Source organism: Comamonas sp. JC664, from assembly GCF_042647185.1.
Window position 1 is genome coordinate 1 of the sequence record NZ_JBHRUZ010000039.1, and the last position, 18,479, is coordinate 18,479.

Annotated in this window: 37 protein-coding genes and 6 pseudogenes; 2 read left to right on the top strand and 41 right to left on the bottom strand. The window is 61.0% G+C overall.

What is annotated here, in order from left to right:
- A partial coding sequence (locus ACFODQ_RS05905) for a hypothetical protein (RefSeq protein WP_377015730.1) occupies window positions 1–266 on the bottom strand: 266 nt, incomplete at its 3' end.
- 386 nt (window positions 267–652) lie between these two features.
- Here ACFODQ_RS05905 and ACFODQ_RS05910 point away from each other — a divergent pair.
- Complete coding sequence (locus ACFODQ_RS05910; protein ID WP_377015643.1) at window positions 653–817, top strand: LysR family transcriptional regulator; 165 nt, start codon at window positions 653–655, stop codon at window positions 815–817.
- On the top strand, window positions 789–1,349 hold the full coding sequence (locus ACFODQ_RS05915; protein ID WP_377015733.1) for a LysR family transcriptional regulator substrate-binding protein: 561 nt from the start codon (window positions 789–791) through the stop codon (window positions 1,347–1,349). The genes ACFODQ_RS05910 and ACFODQ_RS05915 overlap by 29 nt, the downstream gene beginning before the upstream one ends.
- Before the next feature lie 298 nt (window positions 1,350–1,647).
- On the opposite strand, the gene ACFODQ_RS05920 is transcribed toward ACFODQ_RS05915, so the two are convergent.
- The 40 genes and pseudogenes from ACFODQ_RS05920 to ACFODQ_RS06115 all read right to left on the bottom strand — a co-directional run bounded on the left by ACFODQ_RS05920 (window position 1,648) and on the right by ACFODQ_RS06115 (window position 18,295).
- Window positions 1,648–1,947, bottom strand: a complete 300-nt coding sequence (locus tag ACFODQ_RS05920; RefSeq protein WP_377015736.1) for a hypothetical protein — start codon at window positions 1,945–1,947, stop codon at window positions 1,648–1,650.
- Window positions 1,911–2,644: pseudogene (locus ACFODQ_RS05925) on the bottom strand (hypothetical protein). The gene ACFODQ_RS05920 and the pseudogene ACFODQ_RS05925 overlap by 37 nt, the downstream one beginning before the upstream one ends.
- A gap of 104 nt (window positions 2,645–2,748) precedes the next feature.
- Window positions 2,749–3,048, bottom strand: coding sequence for a hypothetical protein (locus tag ACFODQ_RS05930; protein WP_377015739.1), 300 nt, complete (start codon window positions 3,046–3,048; stop codon window positions 2,749–2,751).
- 10 nt (window positions 3,049–3,058) lie between these two features.
- Complete coding sequence (locus ACFODQ_RS05935; RefSeq protein ID WP_377015742.1) at window positions 3,059–3,199, bottom strand: hypothetical protein; 141 nt, start codon at window positions 3,197–3,199, stop codon at window positions 3,059–3,061.
- A 221-nt stretch (window positions 3,200–3,420) separates the two neighbouring features.
- On the bottom strand, window positions 3,421–3,672 hold the full coding sequence (locus ACFODQ_RS05940; RefSeq protein WP_377015823.1) for an alpha-hydroxy-acid oxidizing protein: 252 nt from the start codon (window positions 3,670–3,672) through the stop codon (window positions 3,421–3,423).
- Window positions 3,617–3,754 (bottom strand): annotated as a pseudogene (locus ACFODQ_RS05945) (alpha-hydroxy-acid oxidizing protein); the annotation flags it as partial. The gene ACFODQ_RS05940 and the pseudogene ACFODQ_RS05945, both read right to left, overlap by 56 nt.
- Window positions 3,755–3,900: 146 nt before the next feature.
- A pseudogene (locus ACFODQ_RS05950) lies at window positions 3,901–4,525 on the bottom strand (alpha-hydroxy-acid oxidizing protein).
- Between the two features lie 35 nt (window positions 4,526–4,560).
- Complete coding sequence (locus tag ACFODQ_RS05955; RefSeq protein WP_377015745.1) at window positions 4,561–4,827, bottom strand: hypothetical protein; 267 nt, start codon at window positions 4,825–4,827, stop codon at window positions 4,561–4,563.
- A 96-nt stretch (window positions 4,828–4,923) separates the two neighbouring features.
- Window positions 4,924–5,181, bottom strand: a complete 258-nt coding sequence (locus tag ACFODQ_RS05960) for a hypothetical protein (protein ID WP_377015748.1) — start codon at window positions 5,179–5,181, stop codon at window positions 4,924–4,926.
- 385 nt (window positions 5,182–5,566) lie between these two features.
- Entirely contained in the window at window positions 5,567–5,866 is a 300-nt protein-coding gene (locus tag ACFODQ_RS05965) for an L-lactate permease (RefSeq protein WP_377015751.1), read from the bottom strand.
- A 7-nt stretch (window positions 5,867–5,873) separates the two neighbouring features.
- Window positions 5,874–6,380 carry an L-lactate permease gene (locus ACFODQ_RS05970; RefSeq protein WP_377015754.1) on the bottom strand — a complete coding sequence of 169 codons (507 nt, stop codon included), beginning with the start codon at window positions 6,378–6,380 and terminating at the stop codon, window positions 5,874–5,876.
- A 24-nt stretch (window positions 6,381–6,404) separates the two neighbouring features.
- Window positions 6,405–6,575 carry a hypothetical protein gene (locus ACFODQ_RS05975; protein WP_377015757.1) on the bottom strand — a complete coding sequence of 57 codons (171 nt, stop codon included), beginning with the start codon at window positions 6,573–6,575 and terminating at the stop codon, window positions 6,405–6,407.
- Entirely contained in the window at window positions 6,526–6,939 is a 414-nt protein-coding gene (locus tag ACFODQ_RS05980; RefSeq protein WP_377015760.1) for an L-lactate permease, read from the bottom strand. The genes ACFODQ_RS05975 and ACFODQ_RS05980 overlap by 50 nt, the downstream gene beginning before the upstream one ends.
- Before the next feature lie 777 nt (window positions 6,940–7,716).
- Window positions 7,717–8,058, bottom strand: coding sequence for a hypothetical protein (locus ACFODQ_RS05985; protein ID WP_377015763.1), 342 nt, complete (start codon window positions 8,056–8,058; stop codon window positions 7,717–7,719).
- A gap of 1,510 nt (window positions 8,059–9,568) precedes the next feature.
- Complete coding sequence (locus ACFODQ_RS05990; protein ID WP_377015766.1) at window positions 9,569–9,940, bottom strand: hypothetical protein; 372 nt, start codon at window positions 9,938–9,940, stop codon at window positions 9,569–9,571.
- A 159-nt stretch (window positions 9,941–10,099) separates the two neighbouring features.
- Window positions 10,100–10,216, bottom strand: a pseudogene (locus ACFODQ_RS05995) (hypothetical protein); the annotation flags it as partial.
- 17 nt (window positions 10,217–10,233) lie between these two features.
- Window positions 10,234–10,287: pseudogene (locus ACFODQ_RS06000) on the bottom strand (hypothetical protein); the annotation flags it as partial.
- A gap of 84 nt (window positions 10,288–10,371) precedes the next feature.
- A complete protein-coding gene (locus ACFODQ_RS06005; RefSeq protein ID WP_377015769.1) occupies window positions 10,372–10,599 on the bottom strand; it encodes a hypothetical protein in 228 nt (75 codons plus the stop codon).
- Window positions 10,556–11,056, bottom strand: a complete 501-nt coding sequence (locus ACFODQ_RS06010; protein WP_377015826.1) for an RHS repeat domain-containing protein — start codon at window positions 11,054–11,056, stop codon at window positions 10,556–10,558. The genes ACFODQ_RS06005 and ACFODQ_RS06010 overlap by 44 nt, the downstream gene beginning before the upstream one ends.
- Window positions 11,002–11,151 carry an RHS repeat domain-containing protein gene (locus ACFODQ_RS06015; RefSeq protein WP_377015829.1) on the bottom strand — a complete coding sequence of 50 codons (150 nt, stop codon included), beginning with the start codon at window positions 11,149–11,151 and terminating at the stop codon, window positions 11,002–11,004. Before ACFODQ_RS06015 ends, ACFODQ_RS06010 begins: the two co-directional genes overlap by 55 nt.
- Window positions 11,152–11,181: 30 nt before the next feature.
- Entirely contained in the window at window positions 11,182–11,289 is a 108-nt protein-coding gene (locus tag ACFODQ_RS06020; RefSeq protein WP_377015772.1) for a hypothetical protein, read from the bottom strand.
- Window positions 11,270–11,410 carry a hypothetical protein gene (locus ACFODQ_RS06025; RefSeq protein ID WP_377015775.1) on the bottom strand — a complete coding sequence of 47 codons (141 nt, stop codon included), beginning with the start codon at window positions 11,408–11,410 and terminating at the stop codon, window positions 11,270–11,272. Before ACFODQ_RS06025 ends, ACFODQ_RS06020 begins: the two co-directional genes overlap by 20 nt.
- 31 nt (window positions 11,411–11,441) lie before the next feature.
- A complete protein-coding gene (locus ACFODQ_RS06030; protein WP_377015778.1) occupies window positions 11,442–11,600 on the bottom strand; it encodes a hypothetical protein in 159 nt (52 codons plus the stop codon).
- Window positions 11,601–11,706: 106 nt separating this feature from the next.
- On the bottom strand, window positions 11,707–11,931 hold the full coding sequence (locus ACFODQ_RS06035) for a hypothetical protein (protein ID WP_377015781.1): 225 nt from the start codon (window positions 11,929–11,931) through the stop codon (window positions 11,707–11,709).
- 160 nt (window positions 11,932–12,091) lie between these two features.
- Entirely contained in the window at window positions 12,092–12,274 is a 183-nt protein-coding gene (locus tag ACFODQ_RS06040; protein WP_377015832.1) for an RHS repeat domain-containing protein, read from the bottom strand.
- Window positions 12,275–12,440: 166 nt separating this feature from the next.
- Window positions 12,441–12,581 (bottom strand): annotated as a pseudogene (locus tag ACFODQ_RS06045) (hypothetical protein); the annotation flags it as partial.
- Window positions 12,532–12,753, bottom strand: a complete 222-nt coding sequence (locus ACFODQ_RS06050; protein WP_377015784.1) for an RHS repeat domain-containing protein — start codon at window positions 12,751–12,753, stop codon at window positions 12,532–12,534. The gene ACFODQ_RS06050 and the pseudogene ACFODQ_RS06045, both read right to left, overlap by 50 nt.
- A gap of 36 nt (window positions 12,754–12,789) precedes the next feature.
- Window positions 12,790–12,999 (bottom strand): hypothetical protein, encoded by a 210-nt coding sequence (locus ACFODQ_RS06055; RefSeq protein ID WP_377015787.1) that lies wholly within the window; start codon window positions 12,997–12,999, stop codon window positions 12,790–12,792.
- Between the two features lie 344 nt (window positions 13,000–13,343).
- The gene (locus tag ACFODQ_RS06060; RefSeq protein WP_377015790.1) at window positions 13,344–13,619 is read right to left on the bottom strand and encodes a hypothetical protein; all 276 of its coding nucleotides are present in this window, start codon (window positions 13,617–13,619) and stop codon (window positions 13,344–13,346) included.
- Between the two features lie 146 nt (window positions 13,620–13,765).
- A complete protein-coding gene (locus ACFODQ_RS06065; protein WP_377015793.1) occupies window positions 13,766–14,824 on the bottom strand; it encodes a putative Ig domain-containing protein in 1,059 nt (352 codons plus the stop codon).
- A 44-nt stretch (window positions 14,825–14,868) separates the two neighbouring features.
- Window positions 14,869–15,042, bottom strand: coding sequence for a hypothetical protein (locus ACFODQ_RS06070; protein ID WP_377015796.1), 174 nt, complete (start codon window positions 15,040–15,042; stop codon window positions 14,869–14,871).
- Between the two features lie 178 nt (window positions 15,043–15,220).
- The gene (locus ACFODQ_RS06075) at window positions 15,221–15,454 is read right to left on the bottom strand and encodes an Ig-like domain-containing protein (protein WP_377015835.1); all 234 of its coding nucleotides are present in this window, start codon (window positions 15,452–15,454) and stop codon (window positions 15,221–15,223) included.
- Window positions 15,447–15,608, bottom strand: coding sequence for a hypothetical protein (locus ACFODQ_RS06080; protein WP_377015799.1), 162 nt, complete (start codon window positions 15,606–15,608; stop codon window positions 15,447–15,449). Before ACFODQ_RS06080 ends, ACFODQ_RS06075 begins: the two co-directional genes overlap by 8 nt.
- 14 nt (window positions 15,609–15,622) lie before the next feature.
- Complete coding sequence (locus tag ACFODQ_RS06085; RefSeq protein ID WP_377015802.1) at window positions 15,623–15,787, bottom strand: hypothetical protein; 165 nt, start codon at window positions 15,785–15,787, stop codon at window positions 15,623–15,625.
- Window positions 15,788–15,954: 167 nt separating this feature from the next.
- Entirely contained in the window at window positions 15,955–16,278 is a 324-nt protein-coding gene (locus ACFODQ_RS06090) for a putative Ig domain-containing protein (RefSeq protein ID WP_377015805.1), read from the bottom strand.
- Entirely contained in the window at window positions 16,217–16,711 is a 495-nt protein-coding gene (locus ACFODQ_RS06095; protein WP_377015808.1) for a hypothetical protein, read from the bottom strand. Before ACFODQ_RS06095 ends, ACFODQ_RS06090 begins: the two co-directional genes overlap by 62 nt.
- Before the next feature lie 56 nt (window positions 16,712–16,767).
- Window positions 16,768–17,367 carry a hypothetical protein gene (locus tag ACFODQ_RS06100; RefSeq protein ID WP_377015811.1) on the bottom strand — a complete coding sequence of 200 codons (600 nt, stop codon included), beginning with the start codon at window positions 17,365–17,367 and terminating at the stop codon, window positions 16,768–16,770.
- Window positions 17,364–17,495 carry a hypothetical protein gene (locus tag ACFODQ_RS06105; protein ID WP_377015814.1) on the bottom strand — a complete coding sequence of 44 codons (132 nt, stop codon included), beginning with the start codon at window positions 17,493–17,495 and terminating at the stop codon, window positions 17,364–17,366. The genes ACFODQ_RS06100 and ACFODQ_RS06105 overlap by 4 nt, the downstream gene beginning before the upstream one ends.
- Entirely contained in the window at window positions 17,492–17,653 is a 162-nt protein-coding gene (locus ACFODQ_RS06110; RefSeq protein WP_377015817.1) for a hypothetical protein, read from the bottom strand. The genes ACFODQ_RS06105 and ACFODQ_RS06110 overlap by 4 nt, the downstream gene beginning before the upstream one ends.
- A gap of 66 nt (window positions 17,654–17,719) precedes the next feature.
- Window positions 17,720–18,295: a DUF11 domain-containing protein gene (locus tag ACFODQ_RS06115; RefSeq protein ID WP_377015820.1), complete on the bottom strand. Its 576-nt coding sequence runs from the start codon at window positions 18,293–18,295 to the stop codon at window positions 17,720–17,722.
- Window positions 18,296–18,479: the final 184 nt, after the last annotated feature.

The window sequence follows — 18,479 nt, forward strand, 5'->3', positions numbered from 1 at the left end:
AAAAAAATAAAAGACATTCCCGCGCGGCTGTCCGGCCGTCGATGGGCCCGGTCTGCTGCACCAGCAGCGGAGTTTCGGAAAAGCACCAGGGACGCCATTGCGCAGCGGCAGCGCCGGCCGGTCAAGACATGGCATCCGGCAAAGGGGCAGGCTGCTGCGGGCATGCACAGCGCATCGGCAGCATGGGCAGCAGGCTGCGGCAGCAGTGCGCTGGCCCAGGCCAGGAGGCGCTGAACGCCACCGGTCAAAACGCCTGTGGGCGGCACGCCAACCTCGGGTCGATCTGTGCGAAAAAACCAACTTAAATATATTACTATATCTATCGTTAATAAATAGCGATAAATTCAACAAATGTTAGTATACCTACGATCTACCCATCTGTGGCACAGTCGCTACCACCCCGGCGCCATCACTTCGCCATTCATCGGTAAAAACACGATGAAACAGAGGCAATTTCGTAAAAATCTCTGGAACTTTTACGCTTCTGTTGGTGCAATCCGCTGCCATCGGCGACCGTTCCCACCCATTTTTTTACGCATCTGTAAAAATTTAATTACATAGCAATTTACAATTGGAGTAATTATTTGATTTGAAAAAATGAATTCATCATGACCCACGTTTACCAGCCGCAGAGATCGCATCCATCCCCACATTGCGGCAGCTCAGCTGCTTCAAGCAGGCCGCTGAGCACCCCACCTTCACCCAGGCTGCCCAGTCGCTGGCGATGAGCCAGCCGGCCTTTTCCTCCGCCATCCGCGAACTCGAAATCACGCTGGGCGTCACCTTGTTTGACCGCAGCATGCGGGCGTGCGGCTGACACCACGGGCGAATCGGTGCGCGCCCAGGTCAGCTGGATGATTGCCACCTTTGACCAGGCATGGAGGAGATGCTCCAGCGGCTGCAGCACCAGAGCCGCTCTATCCGCATCCACTGCATCCATCGGCATCGCAGTGGATTGCGCCGTACATGGGCCCGTTCCAGCAGCGCACCCGGAGGTGCATTTCGTGCTCGACGACATGCACAGCGACACGCTGATCGAGTCGATCACGCAAGGGGATGCGGATATTGCGGTCGGGCTGCATTTCGATATGCCTGCGCACATTGATTCGCGCCTGATCACCAGCGATGAGATCGTGGTCGTGGTCTCCCCGCGCCATCGCTGGCCCAGCAGGCCAAGCTGCACTGGCACGATCTCAAAGACCAGCCGCTGGCGGTGCTGCGGCGGGGCAATATATGACATGATCACCACCGTGCTGCGCGAGCAGGGCGTGCATGTCAATGTGCCGCACAACCTGTCGTCGATCGAATCGCTGTACGCGCTGGTGCACAGTGATCTGAAAGTCGGATGATATCCAGCTGAGCAAGCAGGCGCACACTGACCCGCAGCTGTGCTACCTGCCGATCGCCCGGCCACAGCTGGCCAGAAAAATCTGTCTGATGAAGCACGGCAAGCAGGCCGACACCCGTTGCTGGTGCAAGCCTTCTGGGACATGCTGTGCGAGACGCTGTGAGCCGTCCAGACCACCGCCTATTGGCTGCAGGCCAGCGATTGCTTGCCCTTCCTTCCCCGGCGCCAGTGCGTTATCGCAGCGCCACAGCCCCGCCCTGCGCTAGTCTGAATACCCTTTGGGCCAGGCACTTGGCCGCTCACAAACAAGCCTCCAGTTCTTGCCCGCGCCGTATGGCCAATGCGGGGTTCAAGCTGTTACTGGGGTCCAGCTGGCGGTAAAAATCGGCCAATGCAGGCTTGGCACATAGAGGTGGCCCACATTGTGCTCGGGGGTACTCGGCCCGGCGCGCATCGAGCAGCGCCCACATGCGGTGCTCCATGGCCAGCGGATCGACGCCCTTTTTCACGATGTAGTTGTGGAAGACATGGGCAGAAAAGTGGCCGTAGTAGAGCTTGTGCACTATGTCGGCCTCGACCTCGGCGGGCAACTGCTCCACCAGTCACGGTCATTGCGGCGCGGGCGACATCGAGCGCGACAATGTCTTCGACCTGTGCGCGGTGCACTTCGCGGTAGCGGATGGCAGCGCCGCAATCGCAAAGCGGTGCAAAAAGGCCTTGCGCCTTCATCGGCATCACACTCAAACCAGCCGCCACTGGCGCTGCCAGCAAAATGCGTGCTCCGAAACGCGCGTGTGGCGTCCGCCGTGTCGTTCGATACGCGCAGCAGCAGGTGGTGCTCATAGCGCTCGCGCACTGCGCATGCGCGCGGGCAGGTGGCTGGGCAAGAGGTTGGTGAACGCTGGATGATGCGGTCGCTGACGCCGCGCAAGCCCAGCCGCTCAAAGAAGCCATCGACCCGGTTTTGAGCGCAAAGCCGCAGCACGGGGCGGTGCCAAAGCGGTCGATCAGCAAGAAGGTATCCTTGCCGTATTGCTCGCCAATGTCGTAGGCGGTGCGGTGGATGTACTCACCGGCAATCGGCAACTCCGGCAAGGCGGTGAGCAGATGGCGGCGCACCGTGGTCAGGTCGTCGGCCGCATTGCTGCCGATATAGAAGACGGTGCTGGGCACTTTCGGAAAAGTATCGAGCCGCACTGCAAACAGGCAGAGCTTGCCGGCCGAGCCCGAGGCCTCAAACAAGCGCGAGGGATCGGCATTGAAGCGCGCGGGCGAATCCTGGTCCACATCGCGCACGGGCGGCGGCGTAGCGGGGTCGGAGGCGGCGCGCTGCGCATCGTGCGTGATGTCGGCCCTCGCGGTAGTCGCCGTTGTGCAGGCGGGTCAAAATCTCTTGCGGGCTATCCCCCAGCGCAATGCCCAGGTGGTTGACCAGGCCAGCGAGCCATCGGCCCGCACCTGGGCGTAGAGCGCCAGCTCGGTATAGGCGGTCCGCGCCGCACCAGCGAGCCGCCGGAGTTGTTGCAGATGCCGCCGAGCACCGAGGCGCCGATGCAGGACGAGCCGATGACCGAATGCGGCTCGCGCCCCAAGGGTGCCAGCACCTGCTCCAACTTGTCCAACGTGGGCCCGGGCAGCAGATGACCTGGGCGCCACCGCCAATCACTGCACTCGGTGATGCGCAAGGTGTTGATCAGCACGATCTCGCGGTCATAGCCGCTGCCATCGGGCGTTGACCCGCGGTGAGCCCGGTGTGGCCGCCTGCATGATGACAATGCGGCCTGCGGCCACAGCGGCCTCCAGCACCTGCCACTGCTCCCACAGGCTGGCCGGGCGCACCACCGCCAGCACCGGGCCTTCGCCAGTCCGGTGGCCTTTGCGAAAACGGCGCGTGCCTGGTCGCCGTCAGCACATGGGCGGGCCGACGGCGGCGCGCAGCTGGTCAAGCAGCGCTTCGCGCGAGACGGAGGTGGTGTTGGCAGCGGTCATGGCAGGTCTTGGTAGGGTGCGTCGTTTACTGGCGCACCAGCAGATCGCCGTTGATATCGGCGACCTTGGCCACGTGGTCAAGGTCATCGCCACCGCATTTCCTTTTCCATCAGCTCCAGCAGGTGCTTGACGCCGGCCTGGCCCGACGTGGCCAGCGCATAGATAAAGGCGCGGCCGAGCAAGGTGGCGTCCCCCCCAAGGCGATGGCGCGCACAATGTCGAGCCCATTGCGGATGCCGAGTCCGCCAGAATCTTGATCTGGCCCTTGACCGCATCGGCAATGGCCGGCAACGCGCGGGCCGAGGACAGCACGCCATCCAACTGGCGGCCCCCATGGTTGCTGACCACAATGCCATCGGCGCCAAAGCGCACGGCATCCTTGGCGTCTTCCGGGTCCAGGATGCCCTTGATGACCATCGGGCCTTCAGAAGTCGCGGATCCATTCCAGGTCCTTCCAGGAGATCGATGGATCAAAATTGCTGCCCAGCCAGCCGATGTAGTCGGCCAAGCCGGTGGGGTGCCCCGGTAGGCGGAGATATTGCCCAGGTCGTGCGGTCGGCCGTTCAAGCCCACATCCCAGGACCAGGCCGGTGGGTGACGGACTGCCAGTAGCGGCGCATCGCGGCGTTGGGGCCGCTCATGCCCGAATGCGCATCGCGGTAGCGGGCGCCGGGCACGGGCATATCAACGGTGAACACCAGCGTGGAGCAGCGGCGGCCCGCGCGCGCTCGAGCGCGTTCTTCATAAAGCCCGGTCCTTGAGCACATAGAGCTGGAACCACATGGGCCGGCCCAGGCCGGGTGCCACTCTTCAATCGGGCAGACCGAAACGGTGGACAGGGTGAGGGATGCCATGGGCAGCGGCGCGTGAGGCCTGCACCTCGCCCCGGCGTGCAAACATGCCCAGCAGGCCCACGGGCGCGAGGATTGGCGGGATAGAGAGCTTCTCGCCAAACAGCTCGATGCTGGTGTCGAGCTGGCTCATGTCCTTGAGCACGCGCTGGCGCAGGGCCACATCGGCGTAATCAGCCACATTGCGCTGAGCGTTTGCTCGGGTACGCGCCGCATCGATGTAGTGGAACAGAAACGGCGGCAGGCGCTTTTGCGCGGCGGCGCGGTAGTCGGATGCGAAGAGATGATCATGGTGCGCTTCAGGGCTGGAGGTTTGTCTCGGTATGTTGGTTGTCAGGGTCCGCGCAGATCAGGGGCCGGGCGGGCTGGGCATCAGCTCGGCCGGCAGGCGCATCGATCGCTCGCGCCGCGCGCGCTCTTCGTCCATCTGCAAGATGGTGTGGGCACATGCTCCAGGTGCTCGCCAATGCAGGCGCGGGCGCGCTGCGGGTCGCCTCCAAAATCGCCTGCATCAGGCTTTGGTGCTGCACGGTGAGCTGCTGCAGCGTGACGGGGGCGCTCAGCGGAACATGTCATGGCGGTGCGCTCCACGGTAGACAGCACCACGGTGAACAGGCTTTGCATCACCTGCACCAGCACCAGGTTGTGCGATGCCTCGGCAATCGCCAGGTGGAACTGCGCATCGGCGCGTGCGGCCAGCTCGCATGGCCGCTTTGCTGGTGCTCAATCATCACATCAAAACAGCGCTGGATGCGTTCCTTGTCTTGCGCGGTGCACGCTGCGCGGCAGCCAGGCGGTGCTGCTCTCCAGCGCATGGCGGGTCTCCAGCACGTCATAGCGGTAGTTGGGGTCCGATTCAATCAGCCGGCCAACGGCCCCATGGCCTCTTGCAGCCAATCGGCCGATGGCACCGTTTGCACATAGGTAGTGCCATCGCCGCGCCGGGGCCGACAGCACCCCCTGGCTGATGAGCTTTTGCAGCGCCTCGCGCACCGATGTGCGCGACCCCCCAGCTCCAGCGCCAGTTGCGCTCCGCGGCAGGCGCTGGCCGGCTGCAAGCCACGGCCTGCACCAGGGCAAGCAGTTTTTCGACAACATGGTCAGCGAGGCGCATGGGGGAGAGCTTTCGTGGTATGTGTTGCCGTCGGGGCTCCATCAAGGCGATGGGCGCAGCGACGCTCAATGACGGAATCATCCACGGAAACACATAGGCCTGCAGGAGTCATCAAACCGATGATGACCGCAGATAGGCTGAGCTGTGCTTTACCGTGAAGCGAAACAGATCCGATTCGGCGCCAGACCCCGGCCGCGCAGGCAATGGCGATGGACTGGGGCGAGATCATCTTGCCGTCACACCGCGGTGGTGTTGGCGGCACGGTCAGCACCTGGGGCAGCCCAGCTGCTGCGCAGTAGTGGCCTGCAGCGCGGCAAACAGTGCATTGGGAGAGGTGTCCGAGCCGTCAGGAACACCTATCCAGCCAGGAAGGGCGAGAAGAAGGTAAAGGCTGGGGTGTGCGCCATGCCAGCGCCAGGGTGGCCGACCGCCCGAGTAGTTGGCGACAAAGGCAAAGGCCAGCACCATACCGATGGAGTAGATCGGCACGGCCAGTTCCTTGAAGGTCTCGGCCAAGTTGCCACTGCCTTGGACGGCGAGGCGGGTGAAGGCAATGGTGATCACGCCGCAATCAGGATGGCGGTACGGTGGCCAGCAGCCAGTTGAAGGTGTAGACGGCGCCGTAAGGGGCGGCAGCGGCCACGACGGGCGGTGTCTTCTCGACCAGGTTGTGCAGAAACGGCACGGAATATTGATGACGGTGGACGCCAGCGGGCCACCCGCGGCAAACAGCGCCTTGAAGGGCTTGATGCTCCAGACCGTGACCGGCCGTCAGGATGATGAACGGCGACCAGGCCTTGATGACGGCAACAGCGTCAGGGCGCGCCCGACGACCACAGGGCTGCGGGCACGGCGTTGCAGCCGGCTCACCCGCTGGTGTGAAGCGGAGATGCGCTTGGGCTGCCAGACTTTGAGGAACAGGGTCAGCGCAATCAAGGACACGATAGCGAGGTGATATCGGCAGCTCCGGGCCAATGTAGTTGGCGGTGAGAAACTGCACGATCGCAAACGAGCCGCCACCGACCAGCACCGCAGGCCAGGTCTCCTTCACACCGCGCCAGCCATCCATGATGGCCATCCAGCCAGAACAGCACCAGCACAGTCATGAAAGGCAGCTGGCGACCGGCCATCTGGCCAATCGCAAAGGCATCGACGCCTGAGACCTGGCGGCGACGATGTCGGAATGCCCATCGCACCAAACGCCACCGGTGCGGTATTGGCGATCAGCACAGGCTGCGGCATACAGCGGCTTGAAGCCCAGGCCCACCAGCAAGGCCGCCGTGATCGCGACCGGCGCGCAAAACCTGCCGCCCCTTCAGAAACGCGCCAAAGCAAAAGCCCACCAGGATGAGCTGCAGGCGCTGGTCCGGCGTGACCGACAGGATCGACGAGCGGATCACATCGAACTGCCCCGTCTTGACGGAGATCTTGTACAGAAACACCGCCGCACAATGATCCAGGCAATGGGCCAAAGGCCATAGAAGAAGCCATAGACGGCGAAGCCAGCGCCGCGCTGACGGGCATGCGGTAGAACAACAACGCCACCGCCAGGGCCAGCACACCGTGATGGTGCCCGCCTGGTAGCCCTTGAGCCGCAACTTGGTTAATGCCAAAAAGAAAAACAGGATCGGAATCACATGCCACCCAGGCCCACACCCAGATGTTGCCAGCCGTGTCGTAGTTTTGCTGCCAGAGAGTTTGCATGGCGATGTCTCGAAGTTATTGGACGGGCGCATGGCGCGCCTTGTTCTTGGCTGTTCACTGGAGGCTGGCGCTGACGGGTGCTAGGGTGCCCTGTGCTTGGCCTTGCTTGGTGAATGGCTTGTTCGCTATGCCGTTGGTTGGACCTTTGGTCTAAATTGGTTTACCAATAAACCATGAAATCGCCAATCTGCGGCCAAAGTTGGGCGATTATTGGGGAATCATGCAAATTTATTGCCAGGGTAAACCCTTAATTTGACAATCTAGTGTGCCATTTTCCATATTGGTATACCAATATAAGCAATCAAAGCGCAATGGCTTTGCATGGAACACGTCCGGGTTCCATCAGGCATGGCCTGCCATGTGCATGTCCAGACGCCGCGGAACCTGCGGTTTTGAGGTTGACTGGATGTGGATGGGGTTGGCGTCGCTGGCAGCAAGAACTTGTCTTGGTTACTGGCGCATGGGTGTTCAGAGGAAAGCATGCCGAGGGAACCGTAAGCATGCGGGCCTGCGGCTTTCCAACTGGCATGCCGCATCGAAGAAGCGTTGCGCTTCTCCGGTTTTCAACATGGGGCTGAGCTGATCAGCCCCCGTGCAGCACGTTCATCAGCTTCTGCATACGTCACTGCTTGGCGTATCAATTCTCAAGAGACTAAATTACCGCGTCTTTATAGGCAGCCATCGTGATATTTTTCATTTGCGCCCAATCCTCAACGAAATGGACTGTCCACACCAAGACCAACGAGGGCCGGATCATACTTTTCAAAATCATCTGGATATAAAAATTCAGAGAATTTCATAGGATTTGGAAAATCAAAATTATCCAACAGACTATATTTCGTCAAAAATAATCTAGATTTCTCTCTCAGCTCTTGCCAACATTCTCCATTCTCAAACCCATTCAAAGATGTATTAAATTCAAGATTTTCAAAAAATCTATTTGACACCTCATCATCAAACAGATTTTCTCGTTCATTGTTTATCTCGCGATATATATCACCACCAAACAGGCCTCCAATAGCGGCATTATCTTTAGCGAATTCAGAAAACAAGATATAAACAGCTGACAAAGGTTTATAATGTTCGAATTGAAATCATGATCCAGATCGATGGTTGAAAGTGCGACTCTGCACAAACAGACATAATCCTCTTAACGTAGAAATGCGCCAGCTGTGATTCAGGCTTAATCAAAACAAAGTTCATTAAACAATAAACTTCGTATTGGTAAAATGCTTGTCACTTAGAGAAAGCATTTATCACATTCCAGGCGGTAACTGCAGAGCAGCGGGTTCAAAAGGATCTTTTAAATATTCTTACGGTGTAGTAGTCGCACTTCCCTACAAAGAAGGGATGGTTCTTAAGTTGCTCCACAACCTCAATCTGCTTACAAAAAAGAATGGGGCGAAATGGATCATCGCCTCCCATATCCCGTCAAATAAAAATCCAATGCCTCACCAACCATATCCATATCTCAAATACAGTTAGTACTGAGTCATAGGCATTTAAGGCATTGAGGCCAAATCAAAATTCAACGCATTTATTGCAAGTGCATGAAATTTTATCGCTATGTCTTTTGAGCAATCAGTACAAGAGTAAGCAATAAAATTAATATCCCAGCAATACAAAAAGAAATCAACCACAAGAAGATGAATTCACCTTGGTCAGCACATCAAAAGAGCATACACCTAGGGTGGAAAATCAGCCAATTCCCAAACTGGTCCAATTGTCGGCCAGTTCTCCCTCAAAAATCTAGGTGGGTCGTAGTCTGCATCATACGACGCAACATTTTCCATTGCCTCTTTAAAACACGACTGCCAGCTCTTGGTGCTTTGAAATCAAACTGAAATGAGGAAATTTGCCATTCAACTCTGACAGCAAAATATTCATTCATCGGTTGTCAGCTTCTCAAAATAAGTGCATTTTTATTCATGGCATGCCTATTTGGCGCAGTGATAATGATATGACCCTCTGCAATAGGAAAGCACAAACTTGGGAGTTATGGCCCACAGCGCTATGCAATCCTGCCGGAACCATTGCAAATTCCCTTCGCGGCTCCATCGATGACCGGCGCCGAGCATGCGGCCCCTTGCTGCGATCTAACGCCAAATTCAACATATATGTCTCGATGCGATTTGCTGAGAGACAACGTGCCCACCTTAACCTGTTTAACCGGAAAGGAGAAACTTTACCTGGTATTTCGGGGGTTGGATAAATCAGCAGCGCATTTCTGGTACCTCTAATAAATTCCCCATAGCTTTAGCGACCCCCTTATTTGCAAATATTGCAGCAGACTTCCCTGCCAGCTCTGCAACCGCTACATCAAAATTTTCATGGCATTCACAAAACCTTTTGATTTTTTGCATCCTTCATGGAATTTTGCCACTCTGGGTTGGGAAAACACTCATACCTGTTGGTATGCATGTACCAACTGCAGCAAGGTCAGCCTATGGTCTAGCTTGTCCAAAATCCCGAGCGCTCTGGTACCTGCGGAAGTTACGCGCATCAATGTCCAAAATTGGGCATCGCCATGGATATAAAATGTTCCCACTCGATCCACCGTATTCACGGGTCCGCATTGCCATACAGGTACTTGTTCAAAGTGCGGAATGCGACTCGCGCCGGGGTGCTCATCCATCGAGATAAACGGCCAACGCTGTGGATCGTAATCACGCGCACGGAGATGCAGCAGCCCCGTCTGGCTGTCGGCATATTCGCGGTGTAGCGGTGGCTGGTAGCAGCGGCATCGGCCGCATTGGCGAGCATGCCTTCAGTGGCCCCAGCGCAATGCCGAATGCGTCGTAGCTGAAGACATGGCTGGTGGCAGCGGTTTGGGCCACACGCACGCTGCCCAGCCATCGCTGAACAGCGGGTTTGCGCGCCAGCCGAGGTGCTGGCGATCAGCTCACCTAAGCCATCGGGGGTGTGCACATGCACGGTATCGACCCAGGCGCCGCTGTTGACTTGGTGCTCTCGACCAGGATCTCGCTGTAGCTTCGCTGGTGGTCGACCTTGTAGTGGGTCTCCGTGGTGGTGGCCCTCTTTGACCAGGCGCTTGATGCGGCGGCCGCTACTGTCATAACCGTACTCACCGTTTTAGCGCCGGTGCTGACTTGGCAGGCGGTTGTCCACCGTCCAGGCATAGGTGGTGGTATCGGCGGGTGATGCCTTCTGCACCAGGTTGCCGCGCTCGTCCCACTGGTAAGTGGTGGTGCCGCTCGGCTATCCACACTTTGCGTGAGGCGGTCATGGCTGTCGTACTGGTAGGTGGTGACCTGGCCGTTGTGGCTGACGCTGCGACGGCTGCGGTTGCCCCGGCGTCGTAGACGTAGTCGATGGTCGAATCAACACCGCAGGTGCGGTTTGTGCTACGCGCTCTTGCAGCAGCTTGCCGGCGGCGTCGTACTGGTAGCGCACGGTGCGCTCCACCGTCTCTGCGGGCTGCCTACCCCCACCATGCGCTCGGCCACCTGGGTGCGCTGGCCTGCGGCATTGAGGGTGTAGACAAAGCTGGCAATGTCTGCACCGTCTGCCTTTTGTGCAGCACGGCTGTCAGCTGGTTGGCCAGGTTGTACTGGTAGTCGGTGGTGCTGCATCGGCCGCGTCACCTGCACGCGATTGCCGGCGTTGTCGTAGGCAAAAGGGTGGTGCTGCCATCGGGGTGGTCAGGGTCTCCAGCTGGTTGAGCGTGTTGTAGCCGGCTTGATGTCTGGCCCGAGGTGCTGACCTGGGTGCGGTTGCTGTTGGCGTCCCAGCGTAGTCCAAGGTCGCACTGAAGCTGGTGCCCAGGCTGCTGTGGCTCCAGACCTGCGGGTGACGCGCGTCGTTGCCGTCCAGGGTCAGGCAGTTGCCATAGGCGGTATCGGTCTGGCTGTTCATGCGGCCAAAGCTGTCATAGCCTTGGCTCAGGCTGCGGCCATCGCTGCGCGTGACTTTGCTGAGCTTGCCGCCTACGTCATAGCTGTAGATGGTCTGGCTGCCGTCAAAGTCAGTACGGCTTACCAGACGGCCTTCGCTGTCGTAGACCAGGCCTTCGCTCTTGCCGCCTGGCAGGGTGCGTGCACACGACGGCCAGCGCTGTCGTAGCCATAGCGGGTGCTGTGGCCGTTGGCGTCGGTCTGGGTCAGCAGCTGGTTGCTGCCATTCAGGTGTAGCGGTCGCCTTGCCCAGCGGGTCGGTCACGGTCTTGAGGGCGCCAGCGGATCGTGGCCAAACTGGTAGGCATGGCCCAGCGGGTTGGTCTCGCTCAGCAGCACGCCATTGGCGTCATAGGCAAACTGCGTCACCGCGCCATTGGCCAAGGTGTGTGGTGCGCTTTTGGGTGTTGTTGTAGACGTGGACCGTCGCCCGGCCCAAGCCGTCGGTGGTTTTGACGAGGTTGCCCGCCAGGTCGTATTCGCGCGTCACCTCGATGCCAGCGGCATTGGTCTGCTTGGTTTCACGGCCAGCAGGTCGTATTCAAACGCCGTGTGTTGCCGCGCGCATCCTTGCTAGATGCGAGCTGGCCTGCTGCGTCGTACACGCTCTCGACGACAAAGCCCATGGGTCGGTGACCTTGGTGGCGCGGTCCAGCGCATCGTAGGCTGTGCGCGTGCACAGGCTACCGATGCAGCTCTGGGTTTCGTTGCCGTTGTTGTCATAGGCCCAGCTTTCTACCCTGCCATCGGGTAGTGGTCTTGGACTTTTCACCGCGCAGGCTGTACTCATGCGCTGTCTTGCGGTGGCTGTCGGTCTCTTGCACCAGCTGGCCCGCCGCATCGTAGAGGTAGTGTGCTGGTGTCGCCCACCGCATTGGTGCGGCTGGTGACATTGCCCTTGGTGTCGTAGCTGCTCTTTTCTACCACGTGGTGGCAGGTTGGCCGGTGGGTGACGATGGCGCGCGTAGTGGAGATGACGTTGCCTGCGCTGTCGTAAGCGTAGGTGGTCACGTACCGTCCGGAGCCGTCTCGGTCTGCTTGAGCGTGGTGCCATTAATCTTGGCATAGTGTAGCGGGTGGCATTGCCGACCTTGTCGGTCATGCTGCTCAGGACTACCCGTCGGGCTGTAGCCCATGCCAAAGGCCTTGCCAGCAGCATCGGTGATGGCTGTTAGATCACCGCTGGCGTTGTAGCCATTGGTGGTGACGTGGCTGCCGCATCGGTGATGGTGGTGACATTGCCTTGCGCATTGAAAGCCGTCTTGGTCACACGGCCGGCGGGATCGGTTTCGCTGGTGACATTGCCGAAGGCGTCGTAGCTGCGCGTGGTCTTGCGGCCCAACGCGTCGATCACCTCGATTCGTTGTCATTGGCGTCATAGGCGTACTGGGTGGTGCCGCCTGCGGCATCCAGCACGCGGTGATGTTGCCCCGGTCATCAAAGTCATACACGGTGGTGTTGCCGTTGCGGTCCTTGATGGTCTGCTTGTTTGCCGTGTTGTCGGTGCTCACCGTCACGGCCTTGCCGGCGGCATCGGTCTGGCTCAGCACGCGCCCGGCGTCATCGTACGTGGTCTTCAGCGCCAGCCGCCCAGTGGATCGGTCTGGATGGTCAGGCCATGCGCCACCTTGGGTTCTCGTAACGGAAGTCGGACGCCGCATTGCTCTGGTCGACCACCGAGATCAGGTTGTCGGCCGCATCGTAGCCATAGTTCAACACCTGGCCGCCGGGGCCGCTGATCTTGCTAATCTTTCCTGCGCATCGCGGGTAAAGGCAGCGCCCAGCCGCCAGAGTGGCTGATACCGCTGCGCGTGAACTGCAGGCTGTTGCCATTGCGGTCCTTGATCTGCTGAATGCCGAAGTCCTTGTTCAGGATGTATTCGATGCCATCCAGAGTGGTGAGCTTGTACTGCTGGGGTTGAAGGTCTCGGTCGTGCCCATGTCGAACAGATCACCACCGGCCAGACGCAGATCGCTGTAGCCCAGCGCTTCGAGCTTGCTGCCGCTCTTGTTGCTGGCCTTGGCGCTGAATGCGAGGCTGACGCTGGGGTTGGACGCCCATGCAGCACGCTCACGCACTCCGGACTGGCCCGCAGGTCGAACTGCTCAAGCCTGCCGTCGGGCATACGCACCGATGCCACGCGGGAGCCTTGGGGCCGCACGCAGATCTTGCGGTTGAAGCCCGAGCCCGTCTCCTGCATCACCCGGAGCGGCCCAGTACGCCATTGGTCTGCAGCCAGACGTCTGTAGTCCACCGACCAGCCGTAGCCAAAGTCCATGCGCTGCGGCGGTTTGAGCGAGTCATAACTGCGCCGCACAGTGAGCGGCAGGCCTTCGATCTCAAAAGCCATATCGGTAAAGGTCAGCTGCAGGGGCGCCGTCTTTTGCTCTCCGTGATAGCCACCGTCACCTTGGCGCTGGTCTCATTGCCCAGATATCGCGCACGACCAGGCCCAGGTCGTACAAGCCGTTGGCCAGGTCTGGGGGTTGAGGTCGCCCAACTTGGCGGCCGTCACGCTGGCGCTGCCGCCGCCAATCTTGCTCCACTGGTTCTGGCCCGCTGGCGAGATCATCAGCAGGTACTCAGCCAGGTTGGCATCGGAGGCCGTGCCCACGATGGCCGTGGGCTCGAACACGTCCGTCACCGTGATGTCGTCCGAGCTGCCCGGCGCGGTGATGGCCGCCAACGGCGCCAGCACATCGCTGGGGTCCTTGACGCGAACCAGTCGTCACGGTCACGCTGCTGCCCTTGGCATCGCGCAAGGTGAGGGCAGGTTGTGCTTGCCCATCGCCGTGGGCGTGAAGATGGCCTGGTAAGCGGCGTTTACCGTCACGGCACGGCCGTTCACGGTCGACTGCTGACGGTGTAGGGCGCTGTTCCGCCCTGCGCAAACACCTGCAGGGTGGTCGATTCACCAGGTTCAGGTATTTGGGCGATGGCGTCACGCCCGCCTCCAGCGGTCCGCCCGCTGCGGGCTCGGTCACGCGCAAGGTCCAGCTCTGGGTGACGGAGGCCTGGCCGGTCCGACACCGTCACGGTGATCGCATGCGTGCCTTGCGAAGTCGGCGTGCCCGAGATCAGGCCTGTGGCCGACATGGTCAAGCTGGCCGGTGCGCCGCTCATTCGGTAGGTGAGGAAGTCACCATCCGGGTCTGTGGCCACCACCTGGTAGGCATAAGGCGCAGCAATGGCCGCAGTGGGCACGGGCGCGCTGGTGATGACGGCTCGCGGTTGGCCGCAATCTGCAAGGTATAGCTTTGCACACATAGGCGCACGGGGCTGTCCTGCACCTTGATCTCTACCGCATGGCTGCCAGCACCGGGCGTTCCAGGTCAGCAGGCCGCTGGCCGATATGGCCATGCCCGCAGGGGCCTTGTCCAGCGCATATGTCAGCGGGTCGTTCTCCGGGTCGGTCGCCGTAACCTGGTATTGATAAGGCACGCCCGGGGCCCAGCGCAGCGCGGGCTTGCTGCTGATCTGGGGGTGGGTTGTTGGTTGGCAGCTGCACGTAAACGCCAAAGCTTTGCGTGGCATAGGCCCCTTGGCATCGGTGGCGCGCACGGCTACTGCATGGGTGCCGCCTTGCGCCAAGGTGGGCGTCCAGCTGATGGCGCCCGATGTGGCATGGATCGCCATGCCGGCGGGGGCTGGACCAGCGTATAGCTGATGGCATCGCCATCCGGATCGGTCGCCCGCGCCGTGTAGGCGTAGGCCGAACCTGCGGTGGCCGAAGTCACCGGTGTGGAGCTGAATGCGGGTGCGCGGTTGGAGGCGCCGAGACCGAGATGGCGTAGCCCTGGTGGCGATGCCACCCTTGCCGTCCGTCACCTCCACCATCACAGGTGCCAGCCCAGCCACATTGGCAGGAACGCTCCACTGGCTGGCACCGGGTGCTGCTGTCAATCAGCATGCCCTGCGGGAACTCCGTCAATGCATAGACCAAGGTATCACCATCGGCATCCACGGCCTTGAGCGCATAGGTATAGCTGGCGCCCGAGACAGCGCTGGTGCCAGGCTGCGTGGTCACCCGGGGTGGGCGGTGCCGGGCTGGCCACGCCAATGGCATAGGTCTGCGATGCGGTGCCGCCCTTGCCGTCGGTCACCTGCACGGTCAGCTGCACCTGTCCGCTCGTGCCTGCCGGCACGGCCAGGAGACCCGGCCCGTCTGCGCGTCCACGGTGATACCGGGCTCGCTGGTGGAGACGCTGTCGGTCAGCACATCCGCATCGGGATCGCTGGCCAGAATCTGGTACAGATAGGCCGCGCCGGCCGATCCGGTGGCGACCGGGGTCGAATTGATCAGCGCGGCCGGTTGGCGGTAACGCCCACGCCTATCGCATAGGCCTGGGTCACTTCGCCATCCCGGCCATCGGACACTTTAATCTCCACCATCTCGCTGCCGGCAAAGCCAGCGGGCACGGGCCACTCCAGCTTGCCGGTGGCAGAGATCGTCATGCCTGCCGGGCCGGTCAGCAGCTGGTAGCTGAGCGGGTCACCATCGCGGTCGGTGGCAACCACCTGGTATTCATACACCCCCGGCAACGGCCGTCACCTTGGGGGTGGAGCTGATCACCGGCGGCTGGTTGCCGCTGGCGGGCAGCACTTCGAGCTGCCAGTTCTGCTGCGCGACATTGCCGGCGGTATCGGCCACCTCGATCAGCAGCGCATGCACGCCCACATCGGCCACGCTGGTGGCCCAGCTCAGCTGATTGCCAGCCCAAGCGGCTGCGGCAGGCCGGAGGCGAGGCGGTAGCTGAGCGTCTCGCCCTCAGGGTCAGTAGCACTGACCGAGTAGCTATAGATGGCGCCAGCGCGCACCTGGCTAGGCGGGCGGCTGGTGATGGCGGGGGCGCCATTGCCATACACGGCAGCTGGATTTCAAACGCCTGCTCGGTCTGGCCCCCGCTGGTCGTCCACTTGCACGCGCACAGCAAATTGCCAGCGACGTTGCTGGCAAACTTCCAGGCGATCGCGCCCGTGCGCTCACTGATCGTCATGCAGCAGGTGCCTGCAGCAGCTTCCAGACCAGGTTGTCACCATCGGCATCGCTGGCGAGGCCGTGTAGCGTAAGTGGCGGGGTAGGCCACATAGGTGACCGGTGTGGCGATAACACCGGTGCCCGGTTGGGCGTTGCCGTGGTGCGAATGCTGAAGCTTTGCTTGCCCTGGTTGCCATCCGATCATGGCTGCCAGGACGACCGCGGCCGTCCCCGCCACAGGCGATGGCCAGGTCACGGCGCCGCTGCTGGCGTTGATCACCAGGCCTGCAGGGCTGAGCACGCTGTAGACAATAGCGTCACCATCGCGGTCGCTGGCCAGCGCCTGGTAGGTATAGGGCTGGGCCACGGTGGCCGTCAACACCGCAGGCTGGTGAATGCCGGGAACGCCTGCACGGACACCACCACGCGCTGCACATCACGGGCACCCAACTGGTCGGTGACTGGATCACCAGCGGATAGGTGCCGGGCTCGGGGTTGGTCCAGTAAATGCCTCCAGAGGCATTGATGCTGATCCCCGCCGCCTGGCTGCCCAAGGTGTACTGCAACGGCCCTCTCTCGGGATCTGTGGCGGTGACCTGGTGGGGAGAACTCACACCCGCAGGTACCTTGGCAGGGAACTGGCTGGTGATCTGCGGCGGCAGGTTGCCATCCAACACATGGATGGAGAAGGCCTGGCTGGCCAGCAGCCCCTTGCCGTCGCTCACCTGCAGGTTCACGCGGAAATCCCCATCAAGCCTGGCTGCCAGCTGATCTTGCCGGTGGCGGCATCCACGGTCATGCCCACGGGGCATACATCAGCTGGTAGCTGAGCGGGTCGCCATCGGCATCGATGGCCGTGGCCTGGTACTCATACAGTTGGCGCACATCCCCAGCAAGCACGGCTGGTGGTAAAGATCGGCGGGCGGTTCACGGGTCGCCCACACTCCAGTGCGCAGGCACATAGGTCGCTACCTCGCCAGAGCTGCACAGCGCATGGCCATCCACATCCAGCGCCCGGATGCTGTAGTATTAGTAGGTTTTTTGCGCCTGCACCGTGCGGTCCAGCAGGTAGAGTGGCGCGACTGCGTGGTGCCCAAACGCACAAAAGGACCTTCCAGCTTGTCTGCGCGGTAGACCGCATAGCTGGCGGCGCGGTATCGGCCCAGGTCAGCTGCACATTGCCAGGTTTGGCGCGCAGTTGCAGGTCATTGACGCAGGCGCCCTGCGGCGGAATGCTGACCGAGCCAAAGGCATCGACATAGACATAGCCGCCATGGCCGCCTTGGGAGCAATCGGCACCCACTACGCGGATCTGCAACTCGTTGCCCAGGCTGCTGTCGGGCACCTCCAGGTCCACATCGATAAAAGGGGGGATAGCCATTTGCTGCCTTGTAGACCGTGGTGTAGAACACGCGGCCGGCTGGTTGGCAAAGGCAAAGTCGTAGTACAGCGTCTCGCCCTTGGTCAAATCCTTGATCTCGACAAAGAAGTAAGCTGGTTTGTGGGATTGTGGCTGGGGTCCTCCAGCACGGCGGCATAGCTGAAGCGCACATGCAGCTTGCCGTCACCCGGGTCGCGGTCGGTTTCGGCAATCACACCCTTTTGGCTGATCTCGTGATGTGTGCGCCGTTGTCGTCGTCGTTGACCTTGGCCGAAAAATTGCCCTGGCGCGGCAGTACCAGCTGCGGTGCGCGCGGGTCAAAGCGGCCATCCACCACGCTGACCTTCTCCACGCCGCCGCCATTGAAGCGCACATCGCCAACTTGAAAGGCGGCGCGCCGGTCAAGCCGGGTTCAGGCCAAAGCGCTTGGTCCAGCCCGTCACCGTTTGGCTTTCAAAATCGCCATTGACAAAGATGGCGTGCGAATCACCCCCGCGCCCAGCCCAGCACCAGCAGCAAGGCCAGCATCCAGCTGCGCCGGCTGCCCCAGCCTCTTTGCGCTGCAGCCACCGTGCGCCCAGCAACAAGGTGCAGCCGACAGCAAACTCAGCGCCAGCCAGCCCATGGTGGGAATGGATTTGAGGGCGCCCGCAGGTGCATTGACGGAGGCGGATGCGCTGTTGTTGGACAACACGGGATCGGGCAGCTCGGACGCGACTGAAGCGGTATTCACCAAGTGGCCACCGGCCTGCGCCATGGCGCCCGTCACATCGATGGTGATGGAAGCGCCCACGGCATCTCCGCCAGCACTTGGATATCGCCGCCTGCCCTGACGCTGTGCCGCATACGCACCACCGCGCGCACTGCAGGTCCAGCGCATGTCCTCCACGCCCGAGGGCATCAGGTCTTGCAGTCGCGCTGCGCTGACCGCTGCCGGGCCATGGTTGACAGCCACCAGCTGGAAGGCCAGCTTGCCGCCGTGAGCACGTTGGGTGTGCTGTGTGGTTTTGAACACCGCCAAATCGGCCTGCGCAGCCCCGCAGTGTGACCTGACCTGCCCAAGCTGTCATTGTTGGCTACATTCGTGTCCACGGTATCGGCGTTCGTTGGCGCCACCGAGGTCGGTGCGTCAGCACGCATCTGCAGTCGCTTTACCGGTCACCGTCACCACCACCTGGTTGCCAGCGCAGCGGGCACCT